The following is a 21,088-nucleotide window of genomic DNA, read 5'->3' on the forward strand; positions in this document are numbered from 1 at the left end:
TTATTTTACGGTAAAAGCACTTCTCTAAATCAAAAGCCTAAAAACCTTCACGTTATTTCACTTAGAAGAGAGCTGAAATTGCGTAATCCTCTTAGCTGGAAAAGCACGCCCGTTGCTGGAGCCCTGTTTGCCATGGTGTTTATGGCTGGCATCGGGTTGATCGTGTCTATTATCGCGCTCCTCTACCTTTCACTTCACCTTATTAGCAGTAAAACCAATGAGATAGATGAACACCGAAGCGCCCTGTCGGTACAGGGGGCCATTCAGACTTCGGTCAACCGCGTGTGGGCGTTGGTTATTGATAATGCGGTCTGGGACGATGCCGTAAATCAAGTTTATCGCCCTGAGCTGGACGTTAACTGGCTGTATAACACCTGGGGCGCGGGTTACAAAATCAATAACCTCTATGATGGCGTGTACGTGCTGGATGAAGGGTTCAATGTGCTTTGGGGCTCGTTTCGTGGGCAACGCGTAACGGGGCAAAACATTTCTCAACTTGGGAAGGGGTTTGCGTCCCTCGTCTACCAAAACGCGCAAACGCTTAAAGACGACAAAAAAATTTTTGCCGGGATCACGCAAACCGAGAACGGCGTTTCGTTTATCGGCATTGGGCTGATTCGGCCAATGTTGGGGCGGCTTCACGTTCACGACGCCACGCGCCGTTACCTGGTGATTGGCCGTCAGATTAATAACTCGATGCTAAAAGAGCTGGGAAACACGTTTCAGATTGAAAACCTACGCCTGACGCCCACGCCATCTGATTCTTCAAGTGTCCCGCTGAACAGCGCCTCCGGTGAAACGTTGGGATACCTTAGCTGGCAGCCGCGGTTGCCAGGAGCAGAGGCGGCCCGCGCCGCTTCGGCAGATATTATGCGCATTACGATGCTTGCGACGGTGCTAATCCTGGTCTTTATCGTCATCAGCAGTCTGGGGCTGTACAAGCTGGCTCGAGGTGAAAAGCAGGCGAGAAGTATCGCGTTAACCGACTGGCTCAGCCATTTACCTAACCGACGAGCGCTCATCGAGCGGCTGGAAACCATCAGCAAACGGGGAGATAGCGACGAAAAAAGTGTGGTATTTATCGATCTCGATGGTTTTAAGGACGTGAATGATATTTACGGGCACGATAAAGGCGACCAGTTAATCGTGACCATTGCTCATGCTCTTCGCGATCGCGTGCCCCCAAACGGCATGTTGGTGCGCATGGGAGGGGATGAATTTGCCATGATGATCGGCGGGGAGAGAGCCGGGGAACACTCAGCCGCCTTCGCGGGTTCAGTCCTGGATTTTCTTAGCCAGCCTGTCCCCGTGGGAGAAAGTACCATTCATATTAGCGCCAGTATCGGAATAGCTTCGGGCTCGCTGGTGGATTGCAGCAGCTCGGAGCTGTTCCGCCGGGCCGATATCGCTATGTATCACTCTAAAATTACCGGAAAAGGGCGCACGACTTATTATGATGCCGCGTTAAATAACGTTCGCGAGCGCCGTTTAACCATCGAAAATGACATTCGTGCGGGCCTTGTACGGAATGAGTTTGAGGTTTGGTACCAGCCGATTATGGATGCAGATAGCCAGACGATGGCCGGTGTGGAAGCGCTGGTACGCTGGCCGCGTCGTCCTGGCGGAGAACTGTTGCCAGATGAGTTTATTCCCGTGGCTGAAACGAGCGGTCTTATCTATTCGCTCGGATTGTTTGTGCTCCGCCAGGCGTGCTGTGATTTAGCTCCCCATGAGGATCTGCGGCTGTCGGTAAACATTTCTCCGGCGCAGTTCCGCGACCCGGAATTTGAAGACAAGGTTGCCCGGGTGCTACAGGAAACGGCGTTCCCGGCGCAAAGGCTTGAACTGGAAGTGACGGAAAGCTATGTGCTGGAAAACCCGGAGCGCGCCCTGGCGGCAATTCGCAATCTTAAGTCTCAGGGCACGGCGGTGGCGCTGGACGATTTCGGCAACGGCTATTCGAGCATTGGCTATTTGCGCCGTTTTAACTTTGACACCATCAAAATAGACAAGTCCCTGGCCGGACTGGTGGACAGCGATGAACAAGCCCTGGCGCTGGTGAATGGAACGGTACGTATTGCCACCGCGCTGGGTATGGCAGTGACGGCAGAGGGCGTAGAAAACGAAGAGCAGCTCAAGCTGCTTTGCCAGGCAGGCTGCGACCGGCTGCAGGGCTATTATTTCAGCCCGCCTAAGCCGCTGGATGCAGTATTAACGCTGCGCCCGGCGTAGTGGGCTATTAAATTATGGGTTAATATTCCTGCTATTACAGAGGGTTATTTTATTTTTTAAGTTATTGGGTTTTTTCTTTTCAATATTAACTCTTTGTTTAATTACTGGTTATAAATCACCTTGCTTTTGCAATCCCATGTTATAAGCTATGAAGAAATGGAATGTTAAGTTGAGTTTATCAAGGAGAGACATGTGAAAGCCGCAATACACCTGATCATTACAGTGTTAATTTCGTGTTCTTCATTTGCTGCAGCGCAGCCAGTGGAAGATAAAAATAAAATAGCCAAAATTTATTATACCGGAGAAATGCAACCTTCCGCCGTATCGAGGCTGGTCAGCGCTTTTGATGAAGTTAATAAAAATAATGATGTAGAAAGAATTTATCTCTACATCAATAGCTATGGCGGTGATATGGATGCGGGCTTGATGGCCGCCGCTGCCGTCAGAAGCTCTGCTATCCCCGTAACAACCGTGGCTATGTCCACCGTCGGCTCTTCAGCAACGATCATGTTTTGCGCCGCAGACGACAGGCGCTCATTGCCTGAAGGCAGCCTGTTCCTGCACCCGGCCTCTATCTCACATCAGGGAGATGTCAGGCCAGCAGATGTGGCATATCTTGAAAAAGAAACACGTCGTTTCAATGAGATGTTTAAAAAAACGTATCGGGCATGTACAAAACTTGATGATGCCAAAATAGCCGAGATACTGCATAGCGAGTATAACCTTACAAACTATTCTCCCAGTGAGGCGATGGCCATAGGGTTAATATCCTCCGTGGATAAAAAAATAATTCCGGCCACCTACAGCTACGCTATCACCAGCAGCTCAAATTAATAGTCAAATATTACCGGGTAAACTATCGGGTCATGACGTGGATATGGAAATAACGCTGAGGGCAATCCGCTAGTTTGTCCCGTGAATATATCAGGAACCATGCCTGAATTACCTTGTGGTGGCAGAGGTATTACATGGAAAATATTCACCAGAAAAGAATGTTTTGGCTAAAGATGCATCTTGATGCTTCGCTGCTGCTGTTGATTATGCTGCTGCTTGCCTACAGCGCGTTTGTGATGTGGAGCGCCAGCGGCCAGGATCCTGGGATGATGGAGCGCAAAGCCGGGCAGATAGCGATGGGGCTTATCGTGATGATCGCCATGGCGCAAATCCCTCCTCGCTTTTATGAAAGATCCGCCCCCTGGCTCTTTGCCCTGTGCGTGATTTTACTGCTAATGGTGGATAGCATCGGGCAAATCAGTAAAGGGGCTCAGCGTTGGCTGGATCTCGGCGTTATCCGCTTCCAGCCTTCTGAAATCGCAAAGATTGCCGTCCCGCTGATGGTGGCGCGGTTTATCAATCACAATCCCTGTCCTCCATCGCTGAAACATACCGCCATCGCCCTGGCGCTGATTTTTGTTCCCACCTTGCTTATTGCGATGCAGCCCGACCTTGGGACCGCCGTTCTGGTGGCCACATCCGGTCTTTTCGTGTTGTTCCTGTCCGGCATTAGCTGGCGGATTATCGCCGCCGCTGCCGCGCTGATTGCGGTGTTCATTCCGGTGCTGTGGTTCTTTCTTATGCATGACTATCAGCGTGAACGCATCATGATGCTGCTGGATCCGACCCGCGATCCGCGTGGGGCGGGCTATCACATTATTCAGTCAAAAATTGCTATTGGTTCCGGCGGTATGGTAGGGAAAGGCTGGCTGCACGGCACACAGTCGCAGCTGGAGTTTTTACCGGAGCGGCACACCGACTTTGTGTTTGCCGTTCTGGCGGAAGAACTGGGCTTTATCGGCATTTTAGTGCTGCTGGCGCTGTATCTGCTGGTGATTATGCGCGGGTTGATCATCGCCGCTCAGGCTCAGACGCTTTTTGGCCGCATGGTTGTCGGCAGCCTGATACTGATTTTGTTCGTTTATGTGTTTGTGAACATCGGTATGGTCAGCGGAATCTTGCCGGTAGTAGGTGTTCCGCTGCCGTTAATAAGCTACGGAGGCTCGGCGCTGATCGTGCTAATGGCCGGGTTTGGCATCATTATGTCAATACATACGCACCGCAAGATGATGTCAAAAAATGTTTAACTGCCGGGCAACCGTTATTGCTACGGTGCCCGACGGTATCGGGTTGAGCGCTTATTGTGCCAGCGCTTCCAGTCTGTCGCGGAAGCCGGTGACTGAGATGGCGCGGTTGTCAGCTCTGTATCGGTCTTTGGCTGCCGGGGCAGAACTTTGCACCGCAATCAGCTGCCAGCCCTGATCGGTTTTCAGCAACAGCGGTGAACCGCTATCGCCGGGGAGCGTATCGCACTGGTGCGACAGCACGGACGCTTGCGCCCAGCCCGTCACCAGGCAGTTGCTGTGGGTATACAGATCGTCGAGATGATCCAGCGGATAACCGGACTGCGTCACTTTACGATCCTGCGCCTTTAATGCTTCGGTTAGCGCGTCTTTGTCGCCGGTAAACAGCGGCAGTGGCGTGATGCCCGAAGGCGGATTACGGATAATAATCAGGCCAAAATCGTAAGGCGCTGCGTTAGACGGAACCAGCCATCCGTCACCGTCCGGCTTAAGGCGGCGACCGAGGGATTTGTCCACGCGGCCTTCGATATCATGGATCTCATAGCGCCATTGCCCTTTGTGGGAAATAAAGCGCAGGGCGATGGCTTTGTCTGCCTTACCACGCGGCGGCTGCAGCAGGCAGTGCCCAGCAGTTAAGGCCAGATGCGGTGAAATCAGGGTGGCGGTACATAAGTTGCCGCTGGCGGTTTCCAACTGGCCAATGGCATCCCAGGGGGCGTCCTCAGGATTGGTCACGCGAATACGGTCATCTTTGCCGAAGAACAGTGTTTTAACGTTCGCCGGGCTGTCGTCTTCGTCCGCGTGAACGAGTTGAGGTAAAAGGATCAATGCTCCTAAAAACAACACAACACTTTTGCGCATAGCTCTCTCTGAAGGGGCTAATAATTATGGTTTTTATAGATGCAGTAACTATAGTCGGAACGGACCGAAAGTGGGAGTGAAAACAGCAGACTACGCTATCAGAGCCAGAAGCTCAGCGTAATAATACCGCAGATGATCAGCAGGGCGAGGATTAACTCGAAACTGTAGCGTCGCAACATTATCCGCACTCCAGAAATAAGTACGTGCTAAAGGCTGTGCCTTATTCCTAATAAAACACCCGGCAAGCCGGGTGTTTATGTAAACGCTTCAAGCTAACGGGTCGCCCCGTTTAACTTATGCTGCTGGCTGTGCAGCTGGTTTAGCAGCGGCTTTGTGATGTTTTTTCACGTGTTTTTTAGCAGCCTGAGCTTTCTGTGCAGCTGGTTTTACTGCTTTTTTGTGGTATTTTTTAGCAGCCTGGGCTTTCTGAGCAGCTGGTTTGGTTGCTTTTTTGTGGTGCTTTTTAGCAGCCTGAGCTTTCTGCTCGGTCGCTGGTTTAGCGGCTTTTTTGTGTTTCTTTTTAGCAGCCTGAGCTTTCTGAGCGGCAGCTTTTTTGTGTTTCTTGTGATGCGTTACTTTTGCAGCTGGCGCTTTAGCAGCAGCAGCAGCGGTGGTTGCTGGAGCAGCAGCTGGAGCGGTAGCGGTGGTGTCAGCAGCGAAAGCGGCAGAAGACAGACCCATAGCAGCGGCAACAACCAGAGCTAATACTTTTTTCATTTCGACATCCTCGAATTTGTTTGTGTGTCAACCCCACTGCGGGGCCGTTGAAATGAACTATAGGCTGGGGAATCAAAGTGTTCAGTGAGTGATTGGTATCGGCATGTAACGTAATGTACAACGCCGGGTACAGACGACCCGGCGTGAGGAAATTACAGGTAACGTGATTCTAAATGTTTGCGGAAATACAACGGGTTAAGATCTTCTCCGGTGGCGTTGGTTATCAGCTGTGAGGTGGTGAAACGGCTGCCGTGCTGCCAGATATTTTGCTTCAACCAGTCAAATAAGGTGGTGAAATTCCCGCTGGCGACCGCCTGCTCCAGGTCCGGCAGCGCGCGTGATGCCGCGCTAAAGAGTTGCGCCGCGTACATCGCGCCCAGGGTGTAGGACGGGAAGTAGCCGAAAGCGCCGTCAGTCCAGTGAATATCCTGCATACAGCCGTGGCGGTAATTGCCTTCGGTGGACAGGCCCAGCCAGGACTGCATCTTCTCATTCCACATCGCCGGAATGTCATCCACCTCGATATCACCGTCGATCAGCGCCCGTTCAATTTCATACCGCAGCACGACGTGCGCCGGGTAGCTCACTTCATCGGCATCGACGCGAATATAACCGCGCTCCACCTGCTGGTTGACGTTTATAAAGTTGTTCAGCTCGAACGCCGGCTGCGGACCAAAACGCTCAATCACTTTGGGTAACAGCAGTTTCAGGAACGGCGCGCTGCGCCCAAGCTGCATTTCAAAGAACAGGCTTTGGGATTCATGAATGGCGGTAGAGCGCGCCAGCGCAACGGGTTGGCCGAGCCATTCCCGTGGCAGGTTTTGCTCATAGCGGGCGTGGCCGGTTTCATGAATCACGCCAAACAGCGAGCTGAACATCTCTTCTTCGTTATAGCGAGTGGTGATTCGCACATCTTCAGGCACGCCGCCGCAGAAGGGGTGCGCGCTGACGTCAAGGCGGCCGCCGTTAAAGTCAAAGCCGAGCAGCGCCATGGTATCCAGCCCGAGCTGACGCTGGGTTTCGGTGGCGAAAGGGCCCTGTGGCGTCAGCATTTTTTCTTTGGCCTGCTTATCAACCACCTTCTGGAGCAGGTCCGGCAGCCAACTGCGCAGGTCGCCAAACAGCACGTCGAGTTTGGCGCTGGTCATGCCTGGCTCGTAGATGTCCAGCAGCGCATCATAGCGGGAAATGCCTTTTGCCTCCGCGCGCAGTCGCGCCTCTTCGCGGCTGACGCGCACGACTTCCTTCAGGTTCGTGGAGAAACCCTGCCAGTCGTTGGCCGGGCGCTGGGTACGCCAGCCGTGCTCACAGCGCGTACCTACCAGTGATTTCTCTTCTACTAACGCATCCGGGAGCAGCACCGCTTCCTGGTAGTGGCGAGTCATTTCACGCAGGTTGGCACGCTCCACATCGTTCAGATCTTCCTGAGCTGCGGCCTGGAGCAGGGTGGCAATTTTCTTGTCGGTCAGGATCTGGTGCTTAAGCACGCTGAGTTCAGCGAGAGCCTCGCCGCGCGCCTTGCTACCGTTAGCGGGCATCATGGTGGACATGTCCCAGCCGGCAATGGCTGACAGATGATCAAACCGGGACAGACGCTGGAAGGTACGGGTCAGGTGATTATAGTTTTGCTTTTCCATATGGCCTCGTGAACAGGTTGTTAACGCCAAAGAAAATAGCATTAAGCTTGCCTGAACACGAGAGCGGCAGCAGGTTAGTGCGCCTTATGATGCAAACGGGTGGCAACCAGCAGGGCGACCAGCAGCAGCGAGCCGATAAACGCCGCCACGCCGTTCCAGCCAAACTGGTGCCAGAACACGCCGCCAAGGGTACCCGCCAGGCTGGAGCCCAGGTAATAGCTGAACAAATACAGCGACGAAGCCTGGCCTTTGGCCCGACGTGCGCGTGGCCCAATCCAGCTGCTGGCAACCGAATGGGCGGCAAAGAAACCGGCGGAGAACAGCAGCATCCCGGCAAAAATAACGATAAGCGAGGAGAAAACGGTCAGCGTCAAACCAAGGAACATAATGGCCGTGAAGCCAATCAGCACGGGGCCGCGGCCATATTTCGCGGTCATGGCACCTGCTTTAGGTGAGCTCCATGTCCCGGTCAGATAGGCGACGGACAGCAGGCCCACCACCGCCTGGCTCAGAAACCATGGGGCTTCCATCATGCGGTAGCCAATGTAGTTAAAGAGGGTGACAAACGCCCCCATCAACAGGAAGCCTTCCGCAAACAGCAGCGGTAACCCCTGGTCCCGCCAGTGCAGGCGGAAGTTAATAAACAGCGTTTTAGGGCGAAGACTGGAGGCGCGAAAATGCTGCGACTGCGGCAGAATCTTCCAGAACATCAGCGCTGAGGCAAGGGCAAAACAGCCGATAGCCGCGACGGCCACGCGCCAGGTAAAGAAGTCGGTGAGTACCCCGGTGATCAGGCGGCCGCTCATTCCGCCGATTGAGTTCCCGCTGATGTACAGGCCCATCGAAAACGCCACCACGCTCGGGTGCATCTCCTCGCTGAGGTAGGTCATGCCCACGGCAGCAACGCCGCTAAGGGAAAGGCCGATGAGCGCGCGCATGATCAAAATGCCGTGCCAGCTGGTCATCAGCGTTGACAACAAAGTACAGCAGGACGCCAGCAGCAGAGCCGTAACCATGACCTGTTTACGGCCAATGGCGTCCGACAGCGGGCCGGTAAACAGCAGCCCGATAGCCAGCATGGCGGTAGAAACCGATAGCGAAATACTGCTGCTTGCCGGGCTGACGCCAAATTCATGAGAGAGCACCGGTAAAATAGGCTGGACGCAATAGAGCAGGGCAAAGGTAGCCAGCCCGGCGGAAAACAGCGCCAGCGTGACGCGCATAAACTGAGGGGTACCGCGTTTGATATAGCTGACAGAAGGGGCAGACCGGCTTTCGTCAACATCCTCTGTCGGGGCTGTGCTGACGGTAGTTGTACGACTCAAGGGAGATCCTTACACAGGTGTTAACTTATTCTTTACAGAGTAGAAAAGTGTAAATGTTATGTCTAATATATTAATAATCTCAAATGATACTTTAAACATATGAATGTCGAGCTGCGCCATCTGCGCTATTTCATCGCCGTTGCCGAAGAGCTGCATTTTGGCCGGGCGGCAGCACGGCTGCGGATCTCCCAGCCGCCTCTTAGCCAGCAAATTCAGATCCTTGAAGAGCAAATCGGCGCTCGCCTGCTGGCGCGCACCAACCGCAGCGTTAACCTGACCGCGGCGGGCCAGCAGTTTCTCTCCGATGCCAGGCAAATTCTCGGCCAGGTGGATGCCGCGGCCGCTCGTGCTGCCCGGTTGCACCAGGGGGAAACTGGCGAACTGCGCATTGGCTTTACCTCCTCTGCGCCGTTTATTAAGGCCGTTTCTGACAGCCTGTCCCGCTTTCGCAAGCGCTACCCTGACGTGCATCTCCAGATGCGGGAAGTGAACACCCGGGAACAAATTGCTCCCCTGAATGAGGGCGAGCTTGAGCTGGGATTGATGCGCAATACGCGTCTGCCGGATACCCTGAACTGGACGCTCATCCTGCGTGAACCGCTGCTGGCGATGGTCCATCGCGATCATCCGCTGGCCAGCAGCAGTTCGATATCGCTGACACAGCTTGCTCAGGAGCCGTTTGTTTTCTTTGACCCGCACGTAGGCACCGGGCTTTACGACGACATTATTGGGCTGCTACGCCGCTATAACATCGTGCCGTACATCACCCAGGAAGTTGGCGAGGCGATGACGATCATTGGGTTGGTGTCTGCCGGGCTGGGGGTTTCCATCCTGCCAGCTTCGTTCCAGCGTATTCGCCTGAGTGATGTGGTTTGGCTCCCCATTGACGAGCCAGAGGCACAGTCTGAGCTGTGGCTGGTCTGGCCAAAGCATCGGGAGTTATCGGAAGCAGCGAAGCGGATCTCGGCGCTGCTGACCGAGGCATCATGGGCGTTAAAATAGGCCAAATATGGCGGGAATATGTGCGGTAAATCACAACCCTACGTAAATATTTGACGACCCCACTTGAAGTGTTTCACCATAGCCTAAAAGTTTATTTCGAAGCGCGAAAATAAAGGGAGTACCACGTGGTTGCTGATAGTCAACCGGGCCATATCGATCAGATTAAACAAACCAATGCCGGCGTTGTTTATCGTTTGATTGATACCCACGGTCCGGTGTCGCGAATCGATCTTTCCCGCCTGGCGCAGCTGGCTCCGGCCAGTATCACCAAGATTGTGAGGGAAATGCTTGAGGCGCATCTGGTACAGGAAACGGAGATTCAGGACCCCGGCAGCCGTGGTCGCCCCGCGGTGGGCTTAATGCTTGAAACAGAAGCCTGGCATTACCTCTCAATTCGCCTGAGCCGCGGTGAAATTTCACTGGGGCTGCGCGACCTTAGCAGCAAACTGGTTGTGGAAGACACGGTAGACTTGCCGACGGACGACCCGCAGCCTTTACTGGAACGCATCATCTTTCAGGTCGATCAATTTTTCATTCGCCATCAGCAAAAGCTTGAACGCCTGACCGCCATCGCCATTACGCTACCGGGCATTATTGATACCGTTCATGGTGTTATTCATCGCATGCCGTTCTACGATGTCTGCGATATGCCGCTGGGCGAAGCGCTGGGCAATCATACCGGCGTCCCGGTCTTTATCCAGCACGATATCAGCGCCTGGACCATGGCAGAAGGGCTGTTTGGTGCCTCTCAGGGCGCAAGAGATGTGATTCAGGTGGTGATTGATCACAACGTTGGCGCAGGCGTTATCACCGATGGGCGTTTGCTTCACGCGGGCAGCAGCAGCCTGGTGGAAATTGGCCACACGCAGGTCGATCCTTACGGAAAACGCTGCTACTGCGGCAACCACGGCTGCCTTGAAACCATTGCCAGCGTCGAAAGCGTGCTGGAGCTGGCGCAGCAGCGTATGAGCCAGTCAATGGGCTCAATGCTACACGGCCAGCCGCTGAGCGTGGAATCCCTGTGCGACGCCGCGTTAAGCGGAGATTTGCTGGCAAAAGATATTATTATCGGCGTCGGGCAAAACGTGGGTCGCATTCTGGCCATCATGGTTAACCTGTTTAATCCGCAAAAAATTCTTATCGGTTCGCCGCTTAACCGCGCCGCCGCCATCCTTCACCCAGCGATTACGGACTGTATTCGCCAGCAGGCATTACCCGCCTATAGCAGTCATACGGTGGTGGAAGGGACGCAGTTTGATAACCGAGGCACCATGGCCGGCGCGGCGCTGGTAAAAGATGCAATGTATAACGGCTCTTTATTAATTCGTCTGCTGCAGGGCTAATCTTCGGCCCTGATTCACCAAAAATTGCGCTATCTCAATCTGGCTACAGCGCCATTCTTTTAGACTTTCCCGCGTTAGTTTTTCTCTTAATTTATCTGGCTAGCATTACCTCGGGAGACAGCCATGCTTAAGCGTTTCTTTATAACGGGTACGGATACTGCCGTAGGGAAGACGGTGGTGTCACGAGCCTTACTGCAGGCGTTGTCGGCCAGCGGGAAAAGCGTCGTTGGCTATAAGCCGGTCGCGAAGGGCAGTAAAGAGACGCCAGACGGGCTGCGCAATAAAGATGCGCTGGTACTGCAAAGCGTCTCCACGATTAAACTGCCCTATGAAGCGATCAATCCTATCGCGCTTAGCGAAGAAGAGAGCAGCATCAGCCATCACGGGCCGATTAACTACTCGCTGCTGTCAAGCGGCCTGCAAAGGCTGGCCGACCAAATGGACCACGTCGTCGTCGAAGGCACGGGCGGCTGGCGCAGCCTGATGAACGATCTTCGTCCGCTGTCGGATTGGGTGGTACAAGAGCAGCTGCCGGTGCTGCTGGTGGTGGGGATTCAGGAAGGGTGTATCAACCATGCGCTGTTGACGGCGCAGGCGATTGCCAACGACGGGCTGCCGTTTATTGGTTGGGTAGCGAACCGTATCAACCCAGGCCTTGCGCACTACGCGGAAATTATCGAGGTGTTGAGCAAAAAACTGCCGGGGCCGCTGGTCGGTGAACTGCCGTACCTGCCCCGGGCCGAACAGCGTGAGCTGGGAGCCTATATCGACCTAGCCCGGCTGCGTAGCGCTCTGACGGTAGACCGACTGCGGGCGTAGCCAGCGCGAAAGCGTTGAGGCTATCACGCAGGTCAGCAGCAGGCCGGGGAGCAGCGTAAACTCCCCGGTCATTTCACAAATCATCAGCGTCGCCATGATCGGCGCGTGCGTCGTGGCCGCCAGCAAAGACGCCATTCCCGTCAGCCCCAGCAGGATCATCAGCGGTTCACCGCCGCCCCACAGGCCACAAACCTGGCCAAACAGCATGCCCAGTGCCGCCCCCATAAACAGCGTGGGCGTAAATACGCCGCCCGGCGCGCCGGAGCCGCTGCTTGCCATCACCGCCAGCAGTTTGCAAAGCAACACGCCACCGACAAACAGCAACGCAGGCGGGCTGGAAAGAAACGACTGCACCACGCTGTAGCCGTTGCCCCATGCCGTCGGGGTGACCAGCGAAAGCAGGCCGACAATCAGCCCACCGAGCGCCAGCTGCAGCGGCGGCGACAGCTTAAGTGAACGAAACAGCGCGCTGCTTTGCGCCAGCAGCCACAGAATTAGCGGCCCGAGCACGCCCGCGGTTAAGCCGAGCAGCGCCATTAGCCCATAATGCGAAGGCTGAGGGGGATCAAGAAGCGTGACGATATACAGCGGAGCCTGCCCGCCGTTCAGCAAATGCGTCATCAGCAGGGCGCTGACGGCGGCAATCACCACCGGCCCCAGCGAGGCAAGCATCAGTGAGCCAAACAGAATTTCCGCAATAAACAGGCTGCCCGCCAGCGGCGCGTGATAGGCGCTCGCCATCCCCGCAGCTGCGCCGCAGGCGACCCACAGCTTCCACTCTTTGTCCTGGGTAAAGCGCTGGGCAAACAGCGAAGCAAAAACCGTTGCCAGCAGAATCATCGCCCCTTCGCGCCCTATTGCGCTCCCGCTGGCGACGACTATCAGCGAAGCGGCGGACTTCACCAGGCTGGACGGCACGTCCAGACGACCATCGCCGGTTTCGATGGCTTCCATATAGTCGGTGGGGGCAGAAGGGCGCTGGCGAGTGGCTCGTTGCCAGCTCCACAGCAAAAGCCCGGCCAGCAGGCCACCTGCGGCAGGCGTCAGGACGCGTCGCCAGGGGTCGAGTGCCGCAGCGGCTGCAACCAGGCTGCCGCCGTGATCGCCGAGGAAGACGTTTTCAAGCAGGTACATGGCCTGCCGAAATAGCCAGACCACCAGCGCGGAAGCCAGGCCAATGAAGACCGCAATCACCAGTCGGCGAAGCATCACTCTGATGTCAGGCAAGGCTTGTATTCGGTGCATAGCGCATAAGATGGCGAAAGAATGGCGCTATTGTGGGGGAGAACGTCGCTAAGCTCAAAGGAAAATGCGCCGCCACAAAGCAGCGCATAGGATTGATTAACTTTGTTGGATATTCAGCGCCCGACGGGTGCGGCCCGAGCTGAGATAATCGGCAATATAATCCTGCGAAATTTCGCCACTGTAGCGGCCATCTTCATCGGTGATCGGCATCCAGACCATGTTGTGCTCATAGAGCTTAGAAAGCACGATGCGCAAGTTTTCCTCCGCGCGGCCGGTGACGCGGAACGGGTGAAGGAGGTCGGTGCAAGTGCCCGTCGCGCCTCGCGCTTCACGCCGCTTAACGAAGCCCAGCGGTTTACCTCCGGCGTCAACGACGGTGATGGAACGCATGTCGTTGTCATCCATGGTGGCGAAAGCTTCCGCCAGCGGCGTGGATTCACGAGCCGTGATGGTCGGCTGCTGGTCGGTTACGTCCCCGGCCTGCACCAACAGGAGGCGCTTCAGCGTGCGGTCCTGGCCAACAAACGAGCCGACGAAGTCATTGGCCGGTTTCGCCAGCAGCTCGTCAGGGCTGGCGCACTGTACAATTTTACCCTGGCGGAAGACGGCAATCCGGTCGCCAAGCTTCAGCGCCTCGTCGATATCGTGACTGACGAGCATCACCGTTTTCTTCAACTGGCGCTGCATCTCCAGAAACTCGTTCTGAATGGTTTCGCGGTTGATCGGGTCAACCGCGCCAAAAGGTTCATCCATCAGCAGCACCGGAGGATCCGCCGCCAGGGCTCGGATCACCCCGATACGCTGCTGCTGGCCGCCGGACATTTCGCGCGGATAGCGGTTGAGGAAGCGGTTAGGGTCGAGGGCGACCATGCTCATCAACTCCTGGGCACGTGCTTTACAGCGCGCTTTGTCCCAACCCAGCATACGTGGCACAACAGTGATATTCTCTTCAATCGTCATGTTCGGGAACAGGCCGATTTGCTGGATAACGTAGCCGATATTGCGGCGCAGTGTGACGGAATCCAGATCGTTGGTGTCCTGGCCGTTGATTAAAATCTTGCCGCCGGTGGGTTTTATCAGGCGGTTGATCATTTTCAGGGTGGTGGTTTTTCCGCAGCCGGAAGGGCCGAGCAGCACGCACATTTCACCTTCTGGCACGTTCAGGCTGACGTTGTCGACAGCGTTAAAAGTCTGCCCGTTTTTCTGTACAAATTGTCGCGTGAGGTTTTCAAGTTTTATCATTATCGGGTCCTCTTTGGCGCTGGTCTCAGCGCCTTAATTCATAAGCTTGCGGCGGGAGTCTTCACACTTTTGTTTCAGACGCTGTACCGCGTCCGGCAGCATAGGTGCGGTCATCATATGGCGATAGTTCATGCACTCTGGGGTGTCCTGAGGCGGTTCCGGCGCTGGCCGGGAAGAGCAGGCGGTCAGCAGCGCCAGCGCTGAAAGTATGCAGAGTGGGATAAAACGCATAGCGGCCTCTTTTACCATTTAGTGAAATGCAGCTGCAGACGATGCAGCAGCCAGTCGAGCACGATGGCTAACAGGCAGATCATCACCGCCCCGGCAATGAGCATGCGGATATCACTCCCGCCGATGCCATTAAGCAGCAGCAAGCCCAGACCGCCCGCGCCAATGACGGCGGCAATGGCCATGACGCCAATGTTCATCACCACCGCGGTTCGAATTCCGCCAAAAATCACCGGCAGCGCCATAGGAATTTCCACCCAGCGCAGGCGCTGCCAAAACGTCATCCCGATGCCTCGCCCGGCCTCACGTAACCCCGGCGGCAGGCTGTCCAACGCGGTGTGGGTATTGCGGACAATCGGCAGCAGCGAATACAGGAACACCGCCGTCACCGCAGGGACTACGCCAATACCCTGACCGATCAGAGAAAACAGGGGAATCATCAGGCCAAACAGCGCCACGGACGGAATGGTGAGCAAAATAGTGGCAAAACCGAGTATTGGCGTGGCAAGCCATTTATGGCGCACGATAAGAATGCCCAGCGGCACGCCAATCAGGATTGCCAGGCCGACGGCGATCAGCACCAGCCACAGGTGATGCAGGGTGAGGGAGCCAATATACCCTGCGTTATCAATCATATAATGTAACGTTTCCACGATACCTCCTCAGAGCAAGCCTTTCTGCTGCAGGAATTCACGGGCCACCTGCTGCGGGGTTTCATGGTCGATATCAACTTTAGCGTTCAGGGTTGTTATCACCTCATTGTTCAGCTCGGACGATAGGGTGTTCAGCGCCGCCTCAAGGCCCGGGTGCGAGTCCAGCACGTCTTTACGCACCACGGGCGTGACAGCGTAACTTGGGAAGAAGCCCTTATCGTCCACCAGCGCTTTCAGGTCAAAGCCCTTCATACGCCCGTCGGTGGTGTAGATCAGACCGGCATCAACAAACCCGTCTCGGATGGCGTTATAGACAAGGCCGGGGTCCATCTGGCGAATTTGCGGGCGGTCCAGCGGCATGTTGTACACCTGCTGCAGCGGCTTCAGGCCGTCGCTGCGCCCGGCAAACTCCAGATCCAGGCCCAGCATCCAGTTATGTTTTGGGTCGGTCTGGCGCACATGTTCGATGCGCTCCACCAGCTGCGACATTGTGGTAATGCCTTCTTTTTCTGCCCGTTCGCGCTTCATGGCAAAGGCGTAAGTGTTGTTCATCTCCGCGGGTTTAAGCCAGACGAGGCCCAGCTTTGCGTCCAGTTTTTTGACCGTGTTGTACGACTCTTCCGGCGTCATTCGCTGGTTAATGTGGTTAAAGATAATCAGCGAGGTGCCGGTGTACTCCCAGGTCATATCAATCTGCTTGTTGATCATCGCATTGCGGGAAATTACGGTGGCAATGTTGGTCTGCGGCGTCACCTGAAAGCCCTTTTTAGCCAGATACTGCGTGGTCATGGCCGACAGAATATGCTGCTCGGTAAAGCTTTTGGTCGCCAGAATCAGCGGTGCGGCCTGAGCCTGGGTGGCGATAAGGGAGGCTGCGGCAAACGCCGTAGTTAGCATCCGTGAAAGCAGTTTCATACACGCTCCTTATTGTTGTTATTGGGCGGTGTGGGGGCTGAGCACCCGCCCGAGGCTGGCAAGCGCTAAGTCGAGGATGAGCGCAAACAGGGCCGTCGCCACGGCGCCGAGTATCAGCGTTGGGAAATCGTTCAGGTAAATCCCCGGGAAAATAAGCTCTCCGTAGCTGCTCGCGCCGATAAGAAAGGCCAGCGGGGCGGTGCCGACGTTGATGGCGGTGGCAATCCTCACGCCGGACAGGATCACCGGCCAGGCGTTGGGGATCTCCACCTGACGCAGCCGCTGGAATTTGGTCATGCCAATCCCATTGGCGGCTTCTATCAGTGACGGAGGAACGCTGCAAAGCCCGGCATAGGTATTACGGACAATCGGAAGCAGTGAGGCAAGAAACAGGGCGACGATCGCCGGTTTGTCGCCAATGCCGATAATCACCATCGCCAGAGCTAACACCGCCAGCGGCGGCAGCGTGTTGCCGATATTAAAAATCTGCATGACGTACTCGGCCCAGCGACGAGCCGCAGGGCGGCTGAGCAATATTCCGCTGGGGATACCGACCAGCAGGGCGAGCGCCATTGAGCTGAACACCAGAATCAGGTGCTGCTGCCCGAGATAGAGTAAATCGACCTGCCGGGCTTTCAGTGTGTCGAGACCGATGCCCCAAACCACCAGAGCAAGCACTAAAATCAGCGCCACTAGCCCGAGTAAGAACCGTGTTGCGAAGGATGCGTTTTGCATTGCAGTGTGTCTCCCTGTGTGCACGCGTTATCGCCGCCGGGGAGGCGGCCTGTTGTTATGCCATGTGTCGGCAGGGTGTCTGGAGCTATAGCAACGCAGCGGGAAGGATTCCAGTTTAAGGGACAATTAAGAGGCTAATGATTTAGTCGATAAACTGATGCTCAGGCCTTACGGCATCTGGCCTGTGGAAGAAAAGTAAAGATTTGTCTTAAAAATGTTAATGCAAAGTGACGTTGTCACATTTAGGAAATGCAGAAATCCTCGTTTTTTTCAGGAAACCGGATGCGCCCGGCTTCCTGAAAGCCCAGGATTCTTAGAAATGCAGTTCTTTACTGGCTACGGGCATCAACATGCCGTTTTGCCAGCCTGAGAGGGTCAGTTTTGCCAGCTCGCCCAGGCCAAGATAGAAATCATTCGCTGTGTTTTCGGTAAACAGGCTCAGATAACGTTCGGCCCAGGGCAGCAGATGCCAGGCCAGCAGCTCATCCAACGGCTGTCGCTGCCCCTGGTCGGCCAACCAGGCTGCCAGCATCAGCATCAAGCCAAAATGATCTTCAGGCTCGTTTTGTTCCGTCTGTGGGGCAAAGCCTTGGGTTCGCATCCACTGGCGAAGTTCAAGCAGCGAGTCGCCAAACAGCACATTTTCTTTGTCGAGATAGACCGAGCCCCACGGCGGGGCCGGCAGCGCATAAGGGCCGATGAACAGGCGCTGGAACTCTTCGTTTATCGGCGTGGCCTGATCCGCAAGGCCTGCAGTCATTAGAGGCGCAACTGTCGCCAGCGTTGGGGTCTGGAACGGCCATTCGCTCACCCAGTCCGGTGCCGCAAGCATGGCTATCAGCGCGGCGCTGTCCGGGTGGTTGGGGGCATGATAAAACAGGGCTCCGAGCACCCGGCCGCTAAGGGCTATCGCCGACAGGCGTTGTTGTTCAGAGAGCATTTTCATTCCTTTTAGTCGGGCACCTGGCTCCGCTATACGTCGCTGGAGCCGGGTGAATACAGGCAAAGCGATAAGCCTTTGCCATCAAGCTTAAATCTTCTTAATTTCAACCAGATTGGTATGCTGCGGGTTGCCTTTTGCCAGCGGTGAAGGGCGGTGCGTGGTTAGCGTATTAATGCAGGCGCCGTGGTCAATGCGGTCGCCGTTCATGTCGGCATCATGCCAGGCACCCTGGCCCATAGCGGCAACGCCAGGCATGATGCGCGGGGTGACCTTCGCCTCAATATGCACTTCACCGCGCCCGTTAAACACGCTGACTTTGTCGCCGTTGGCAATGCCGCGACGTTTAGCATCGAGCGGATTAATCCAGACTTCCTGACGCGCGGCGGCCTGCAGGACGTCAATGTTACCGTAGGTTGAGTGGGTCCTGGATTTGTAGTGGAAACCAAACAGCTGGAGGGGAAACTCGCTGCGCTGCGGAGAGTCCCAGCCTTCAAACGTCGAGGCATACACCGGCAGCGGACTGATGGTTTCATCTTTTTCCAGTTCCCAACTGGTGGCAATTCCGGCGAGCTTGCGGGAGTAGATTTCAATTTTCCCGGACGGCGTTTTGAGTGGGTTGGCCAGAGGATCTTCGCGGAATTTTTTGTAAGCCACAAAATGGCCAGCCGGATCTTTACGCTTGTAAATGCCCATCGCCCGCAGATCTTCATAAGCAGGCAGCGCCGGGTCTTTCGCCAACATTTTCGCGTACAGATATTGCAGCCACTCGCGCTGGGTTCGTCCTTCCGTGAAGGCCTGATGCACCTCGTCGCCCAGGCGTTTAGCCACTTCGCTCATCATCCAGTAGATAGGCTTGCGCTCAAACTTAGGCGCGGTGGCGGGCTGGATGAAAATCAGGTAGCCCATATTACCGGCGTAATCGTTAGGAATAATGTCCTCCTGCTCGACGGTCATCAGGTCCGGCAGCAGGATATCGGCGTATTTCGCCGACGAAGTCATAAAGTTCTCGATCACCACAATCATTTCGCACTGCTTATCGTCCTGCAAAATGGCGTGGGTTTTATTAATGTCGGAATGCTGGTTAATAATCGTGTTGCCGGCATAGTTCCAGATGAACTTGATCGGCACGTCCAACTTCTCTTTCCCGCGCACGCCGTCTCGTTTGGCCGTCATTTCGGGGCCGCGAGTGATGGCGTCCGTCCAACTGAAGCAGGAGATCTGCGTTTTGACCGGGTTTTCCAGCACCGGCATACGCTCAATGGTGATGGTATAGGTGGATTCACGTGCGCCGCTGTTGCCGCCATGAATCCCCACGTTGCCGGTCAGGATCGGCAGCATGGCGATGGCCCGTGAGGTCAACTCGCCGTTGGCCTGGCGCTGCGGCCCCCAACCTTGGGCAATGTAAGCGGGTTTTGCACCCGCAATTTCTCGCGCCAGCTTGATAATTCTGTCCACCGGAATACCGGTTATCCGGGAGGCCCAGTGCGGCGTTTTCTCTGTCCCGTCATCGCCTTCACCTAAAATATAGGCTTTGTAGTGACCGTTGCGCGGGGCATCTGCGGGCAGGGTTGTCTCGTCATAGCCGACGCAGTATTTATCCAGGAAGGTCTGATCGACCAGATTTTCGCGAATCATGACGTGGGCAAGCCCGGCCACCAGCGCGGCATCCGTTCCGGGGCGAATAGGGATCCATTCATCTTCCCGGCCAGCCGCAGTGTCGGTGTAGCGCGGGTCGATAACGATCATGCGGGCGTTGGAACGTTCGCGAGCCTGTTCAAGGTAATAAGTGATACCGCCGCCGCTCATCCGCGTTTCTGCTGGATTATTGCCGAACAGGACGACCAGTTTACTGTTTTCGATATCCGAAGTGCTGTTGCCGTCATTGCTGCCGTAGGTGTACGGCATGGCGCAGGCAATTTGGGCGGTGCTGTAGGTGCCGTAGTGGCTCAGAAAACCGCCGTAGCAGTTCATCAGCCTGGCGACCAGCGAGGCGTAAGGGGAAGAGCGGGTGATATTCCCGCCAACCACGCCGGATGAGTAATTAATGTAGACCGCTTCGTTGCCATATTTATCAACGGTCTGCTTCAGGCTGTGGCTGACAATCTCCAGCGCTTCGTCCCAGCTGATGCGTTCAAATTTACCTTCACCCCGTTTGCCCACGCGCTTCATCGGGTAATTCAGGCGTTCCGGGTGGTTGATCCTGCGGCGGATGGAGCGTCCGCGCAGGCAGGCGCGAATCTGGTGGTCGCCATAGGCGTCCAGCCCGGTATTGTCCGTTTCAACCCAGTAAACCTCTTCGTCGCGAACGTGCAGCCGCAGGGCGCAGCGGCTGCCGCAGTTAACCGAGCAGGCTCCCCAGACAACTTTGTCTTTATTTTCCGGCGACAGGGCGTCGGCAACCGCGGCCGCGGCGCTACGCATACCAAAAGGCAGCGAAATGCCGCCTGCGGCGAGGGCAAGGCCGCCAATGGCTGATGATTTTACCAGGCTGCGGCGGCTAATCCCGCCTGGATGATTGAGGTTCGACATCGCTCTCTCCATGACTTTTTGTCGTGTGGAAGACGTTATTATTTGTATTTTTTGTGGTTCGGTGATTGCTGAGGCTGCCCGTCAGGGGGCGCTCGGGGGAAGAGTGTTACTTAATTAGGAGTAGACGTTATTAACGCCAGTCAAAGTTGCGGTGGATGAGGGAAAATAGATGAAGAAAAGCAGGGTGCCCGGCACCCTGCAGGGGATTATTGCGGTTCATTTTCCGGCGCAGCACCGCCCGCGATGCGGGTATAAACGATTTTTTGCGTGTCGTTCGCACAGTGACCGACGACCTGGCCGCCGGCTTTGTCTGCCTGATCGTTAGGTACGATAGTGAGCGAGAAGCCTGACTCAGGCACGCCGTTATTGACAATTTTCTGCTGAATATCCGCTTTCACTTTTTCGCAACTGCCCTGTGCGGCCAACGCCGGTGCGGCAGCGATCAGCAGTATCGTGCTTAACCAAACGGTACGTTTCATCATCTCTTCCTTATGTTGAGTTGAACGTTAAGAATAGCGCTTTTAGTGTAAAGTGTTGTATTTGCTTATATCATGTTATGACACAAAAACAGGAGAGCGGCAAAA

20 protein-coding genes are annotated in these 21,088 nt (G+C 55.4%); 6 read left to right on the forward strand and 14 right to left on the reverse strand.

Annotation, left to right across the window (positions count from 1 at the left end; genetic code table 11):
• The first annotated feature begins 78 nt into the window (after positions 1-78).
• The 3 genes from ACR6JA_RS03215 to mrdB all read left to right on the forward strand — a co-directional run bounded on the left by ACR6JA_RS03215 (position 79) and on the right by mrdB (position 4,313).
• On the forward strand, positions 79-2,232 hold the full coding sequence (locus tag ACR6JA_RS03215) for a bifunctional diguanylate cyclase/phosphodiesterase (RefSeq protein WP_213716232.1): 2,154 nt from the start codon (positions 79-81) through the stop codon (positions 2,230-2,232).
• 192 nt (positions 2,233-2,424) lie between these two features.
• Positions 2,425-3,066, forward strand: coding sequence for an ATP-dependent Clp protease proteolytic subunit (locus tag ACR6JA_RS03220; RefSeq protein WP_494493572.1), 642 nt, complete (start codon positions 2,425-2,427; stop codon positions 3,064-3,066).
• A 134-nt stretch (positions 3,067-3,200) separates the two neighbouring features.
• Positions 3,201-4,313: a peptidoglycan glycosyltransferase MrdB gene (mrdB, locus tag ACR6JA_RS03225; protein WP_213716234.1), complete on the forward strand. Its 1,113-nt coding sequence runs from the start codon at positions 3,201-3,203 to the stop codon at positions 4,311-4,313.
• A gap of 51 nt (positions 4,314-4,364) precedes the next feature.
• On the opposite strand, the gene ACR6JA_RS03230 is transcribed toward mrdB, so the two are convergent.
• From ACR6JA_RS03230 to ynfM, 5 genes are all read right to left on the reverse strand, one after another.
• Positions 4,365-5,171: a trypsin-like serine peptidase gene (locus tag ACR6JA_RS03230; protein WP_008459256.1), complete on the reverse strand. Its 807-nt coding sequence runs from the start codon at positions 5,169-5,171 to the stop codon at positions 4,365-4,367.
• A gap of 98 nt (positions 5,172-5,269) precedes the next feature.
• The gene (gene ydgU, locus ACR6JA_RS03235) at positions 5,270-5,350 is read right to left on the reverse strand and encodes a small membrane protein YdgU (protein WP_483862443.1); all 81 of its coding nucleotides are present in this window, start codon (positions 5,348-5,350) and stop codon (positions 5,270-5,272) included.
• A 115-nt stretch (positions 5,351-5,465) separates the two neighbouring features.
• Positions 5,466-5,888: an acid resistance repetitive basic protein Asr gene (asr, locus tag ACR6JA_RS03240; protein ID WP_494493573.1), complete on the reverse strand. Its 423-nt coding sequence runs from the start codon at positions 5,886-5,888 to the stop codon at positions 5,466-5,468.
• 152 nt (positions 5,889-6,040) lie between these two features.
• Positions 6,041-7,525: a carboxypeptidase M32 gene (locus ACR6JA_RS03245; RefSeq protein WP_494493574.1), complete on the reverse strand. Its 1,485-nt coding sequence runs from the start codon at positions 7,523-7,525 to the stop codon at positions 6,041-6,043.
• A gap of 74 nt (positions 7,526-7,599) precedes the next feature.
• Positions 7,600-8,850 (reverse strand): multidrug efflux MFS transporter YnfM/SxtP(Kp), encoded by a 1,251-nt coding sequence (ynfM, locus tag ACR6JA_RS03250; RefSeq protein WP_008459250.1) that lies wholly within the window; start codon positions 8,848-8,850, stop codon positions 7,600-7,602.
• A 99-nt stretch (positions 8,851-8,949) separates the two neighbouring features.
• Between ynfM and ynfL the strand changes: the two genes are divergently transcribed.
• The 3 genes from ynfL to bioD all read left to right on the forward strand — a co-directional run bounded on the left by ynfL (position 8,950) and on the right by bioD (position 12,014).
• Complete coding sequence (ynfL, locus tag ACR6JA_RS03255; protein WP_494493575.1) at positions 8,950-9,852, forward strand: multidrug efflux transcriptional activator YnfL/SxtR(Kp); 903 nt, start codon at positions 8,950-8,952, stop codon at positions 9,850-9,852.
• Positions 9,853-9,977: 125 nt separating this feature from the next.
• The gene (mlc, locus tag ACR6JA_RS03260; RefSeq protein ID WP_008459245.1) at positions 9,978-11,195 is read left to right on the forward strand and encodes a sugar metabolism global transcriptional regulator Mlc; all 1,218 of its coding nucleotides are present in this window, start codon (positions 9,978-9,980) and stop codon (positions 11,193-11,195) included.
• 123 nt (positions 11,196-11,318) lie between these two features.
• Positions 11,319-12,014, forward strand: coding sequence for a dethiobiotin synthase (gene bioD, locus ACR6JA_RS03265; RefSeq protein WP_494493576.1), 696 nt, complete (start codon positions 11,319-11,321; stop codon positions 12,012-12,014).
• Here bioD and clcB read toward each other — a convergent pair.
• From clcB to ACR6JA_RS03310, 9 genes are all read right to left on the reverse strand, one after another.
• A complete protein-coding gene (gene clcB / locus ACR6JA_RS03270) occupies positions 11,967-13,259 on the reverse strand; it encodes a voltage-gated ClC-type chloride channel ClcB (RefSeq protein WP_213716237.1) in 1,293 nt (430 codons plus the stop codon). The genes bioD and clcB overlap by 48 nt on opposite strands.
• Positions 13,260-13,355: 96 nt before the next feature.
• Positions 13,356-14,501 carry an osmoprotectant ABC transporter ATP-binding protein OsmV gene (osmV, locus tag ACR6JA_RS03275; protein WP_166992781.1) on the reverse strand — a complete coding sequence of 382 codons (1,146 nt, stop codon included), beginning with the start codon at positions 14,499-14,501 and terminating at the stop codon, positions 13,356-13,358.
• A 33-nt stretch (positions 14,502-14,534) separates the two neighbouring features.
• Complete coding sequence (locus ACR6JA_RS03280) at positions 14,535-14,732, reverse strand: hypothetical protein (RefSeq protein ID WP_213716239.1); 198 nt, start codon at positions 14,730-14,732, stop codon at positions 14,535-14,537.
• A gap of 11 nt (positions 14,733-14,743) precedes the next feature.
• Positions 14,744-15,382 carry an osmoprotectant ABC transporter permease OsmW gene (osmW, locus tag ACR6JA_RS03285; RefSeq protein ID WP_008459235.1) on the reverse strand — a complete coding sequence of 213 codons (639 nt, stop codon included), beginning with the start codon at positions 15,380-15,382 and terminating at the stop codon, positions 14,744-14,746.
• A gap of 9 nt (positions 15,383-15,391) precedes the next feature.
• Positions 15,392-16,297, reverse strand: a complete 906-nt coding sequence (locus ACR6JA_RS03290; RefSeq protein WP_008459234.1) for a glycine betaine ABC transporter substrate-binding protein — start codon at positions 16,295-16,297, stop codon at positions 15,392-15,394.
• Positions 16,298-16,315: 18 nt separating this feature from the next.
• Entirely contained in the window at positions 16,316-17,032 is a 717-nt protein-coding gene (osmY, locus tag ACR6JA_RS03295; protein ID WP_008459233.1) for an osmoprotectant ABC transporter permease OsmY, read from the reverse strand.
• 313 nt (positions 17,033-17,345) lie between these two features.
• On the reverse strand, positions 17,346-17,972 hold the full coding sequence (gene dmsD / locus ACR6JA_RS03300) for a Tat proofreading chaperone DmsD (protein ID WP_494493577.1): 627 nt from the start codon (positions 17,970-17,972) through the stop codon (positions 17,346-17,348).
• 90 nt (positions 17,973-18,062) lie between these two features.
• Positions 18,063-20,504, reverse strand: a complete 2,442-nt coding sequence (ynfE, locus tag ACR6JA_RS03305; protein WP_494493578.1) for a selenate/tellurate reductase subunit YnfE — start codon at positions 20,502-20,504, stop codon at positions 18,063-18,065.
• Positions 20,505-20,710: 206 nt separating this feature from the next.
• Complete coding sequence (locus ACR6JA_RS03310; protein WP_008459230.1) at positions 20,711-20,983, reverse strand: DUF1161 domain-containing protein; 273 nt, start codon at positions 20,981-20,983, stop codon at positions 20,711-20,713.
• Positions 20,984-21,088: the final 105 nt, after the last annotated feature.

It is taken from the genome of Cedecea sp. B1(4) (assembly GCF_059414925.1).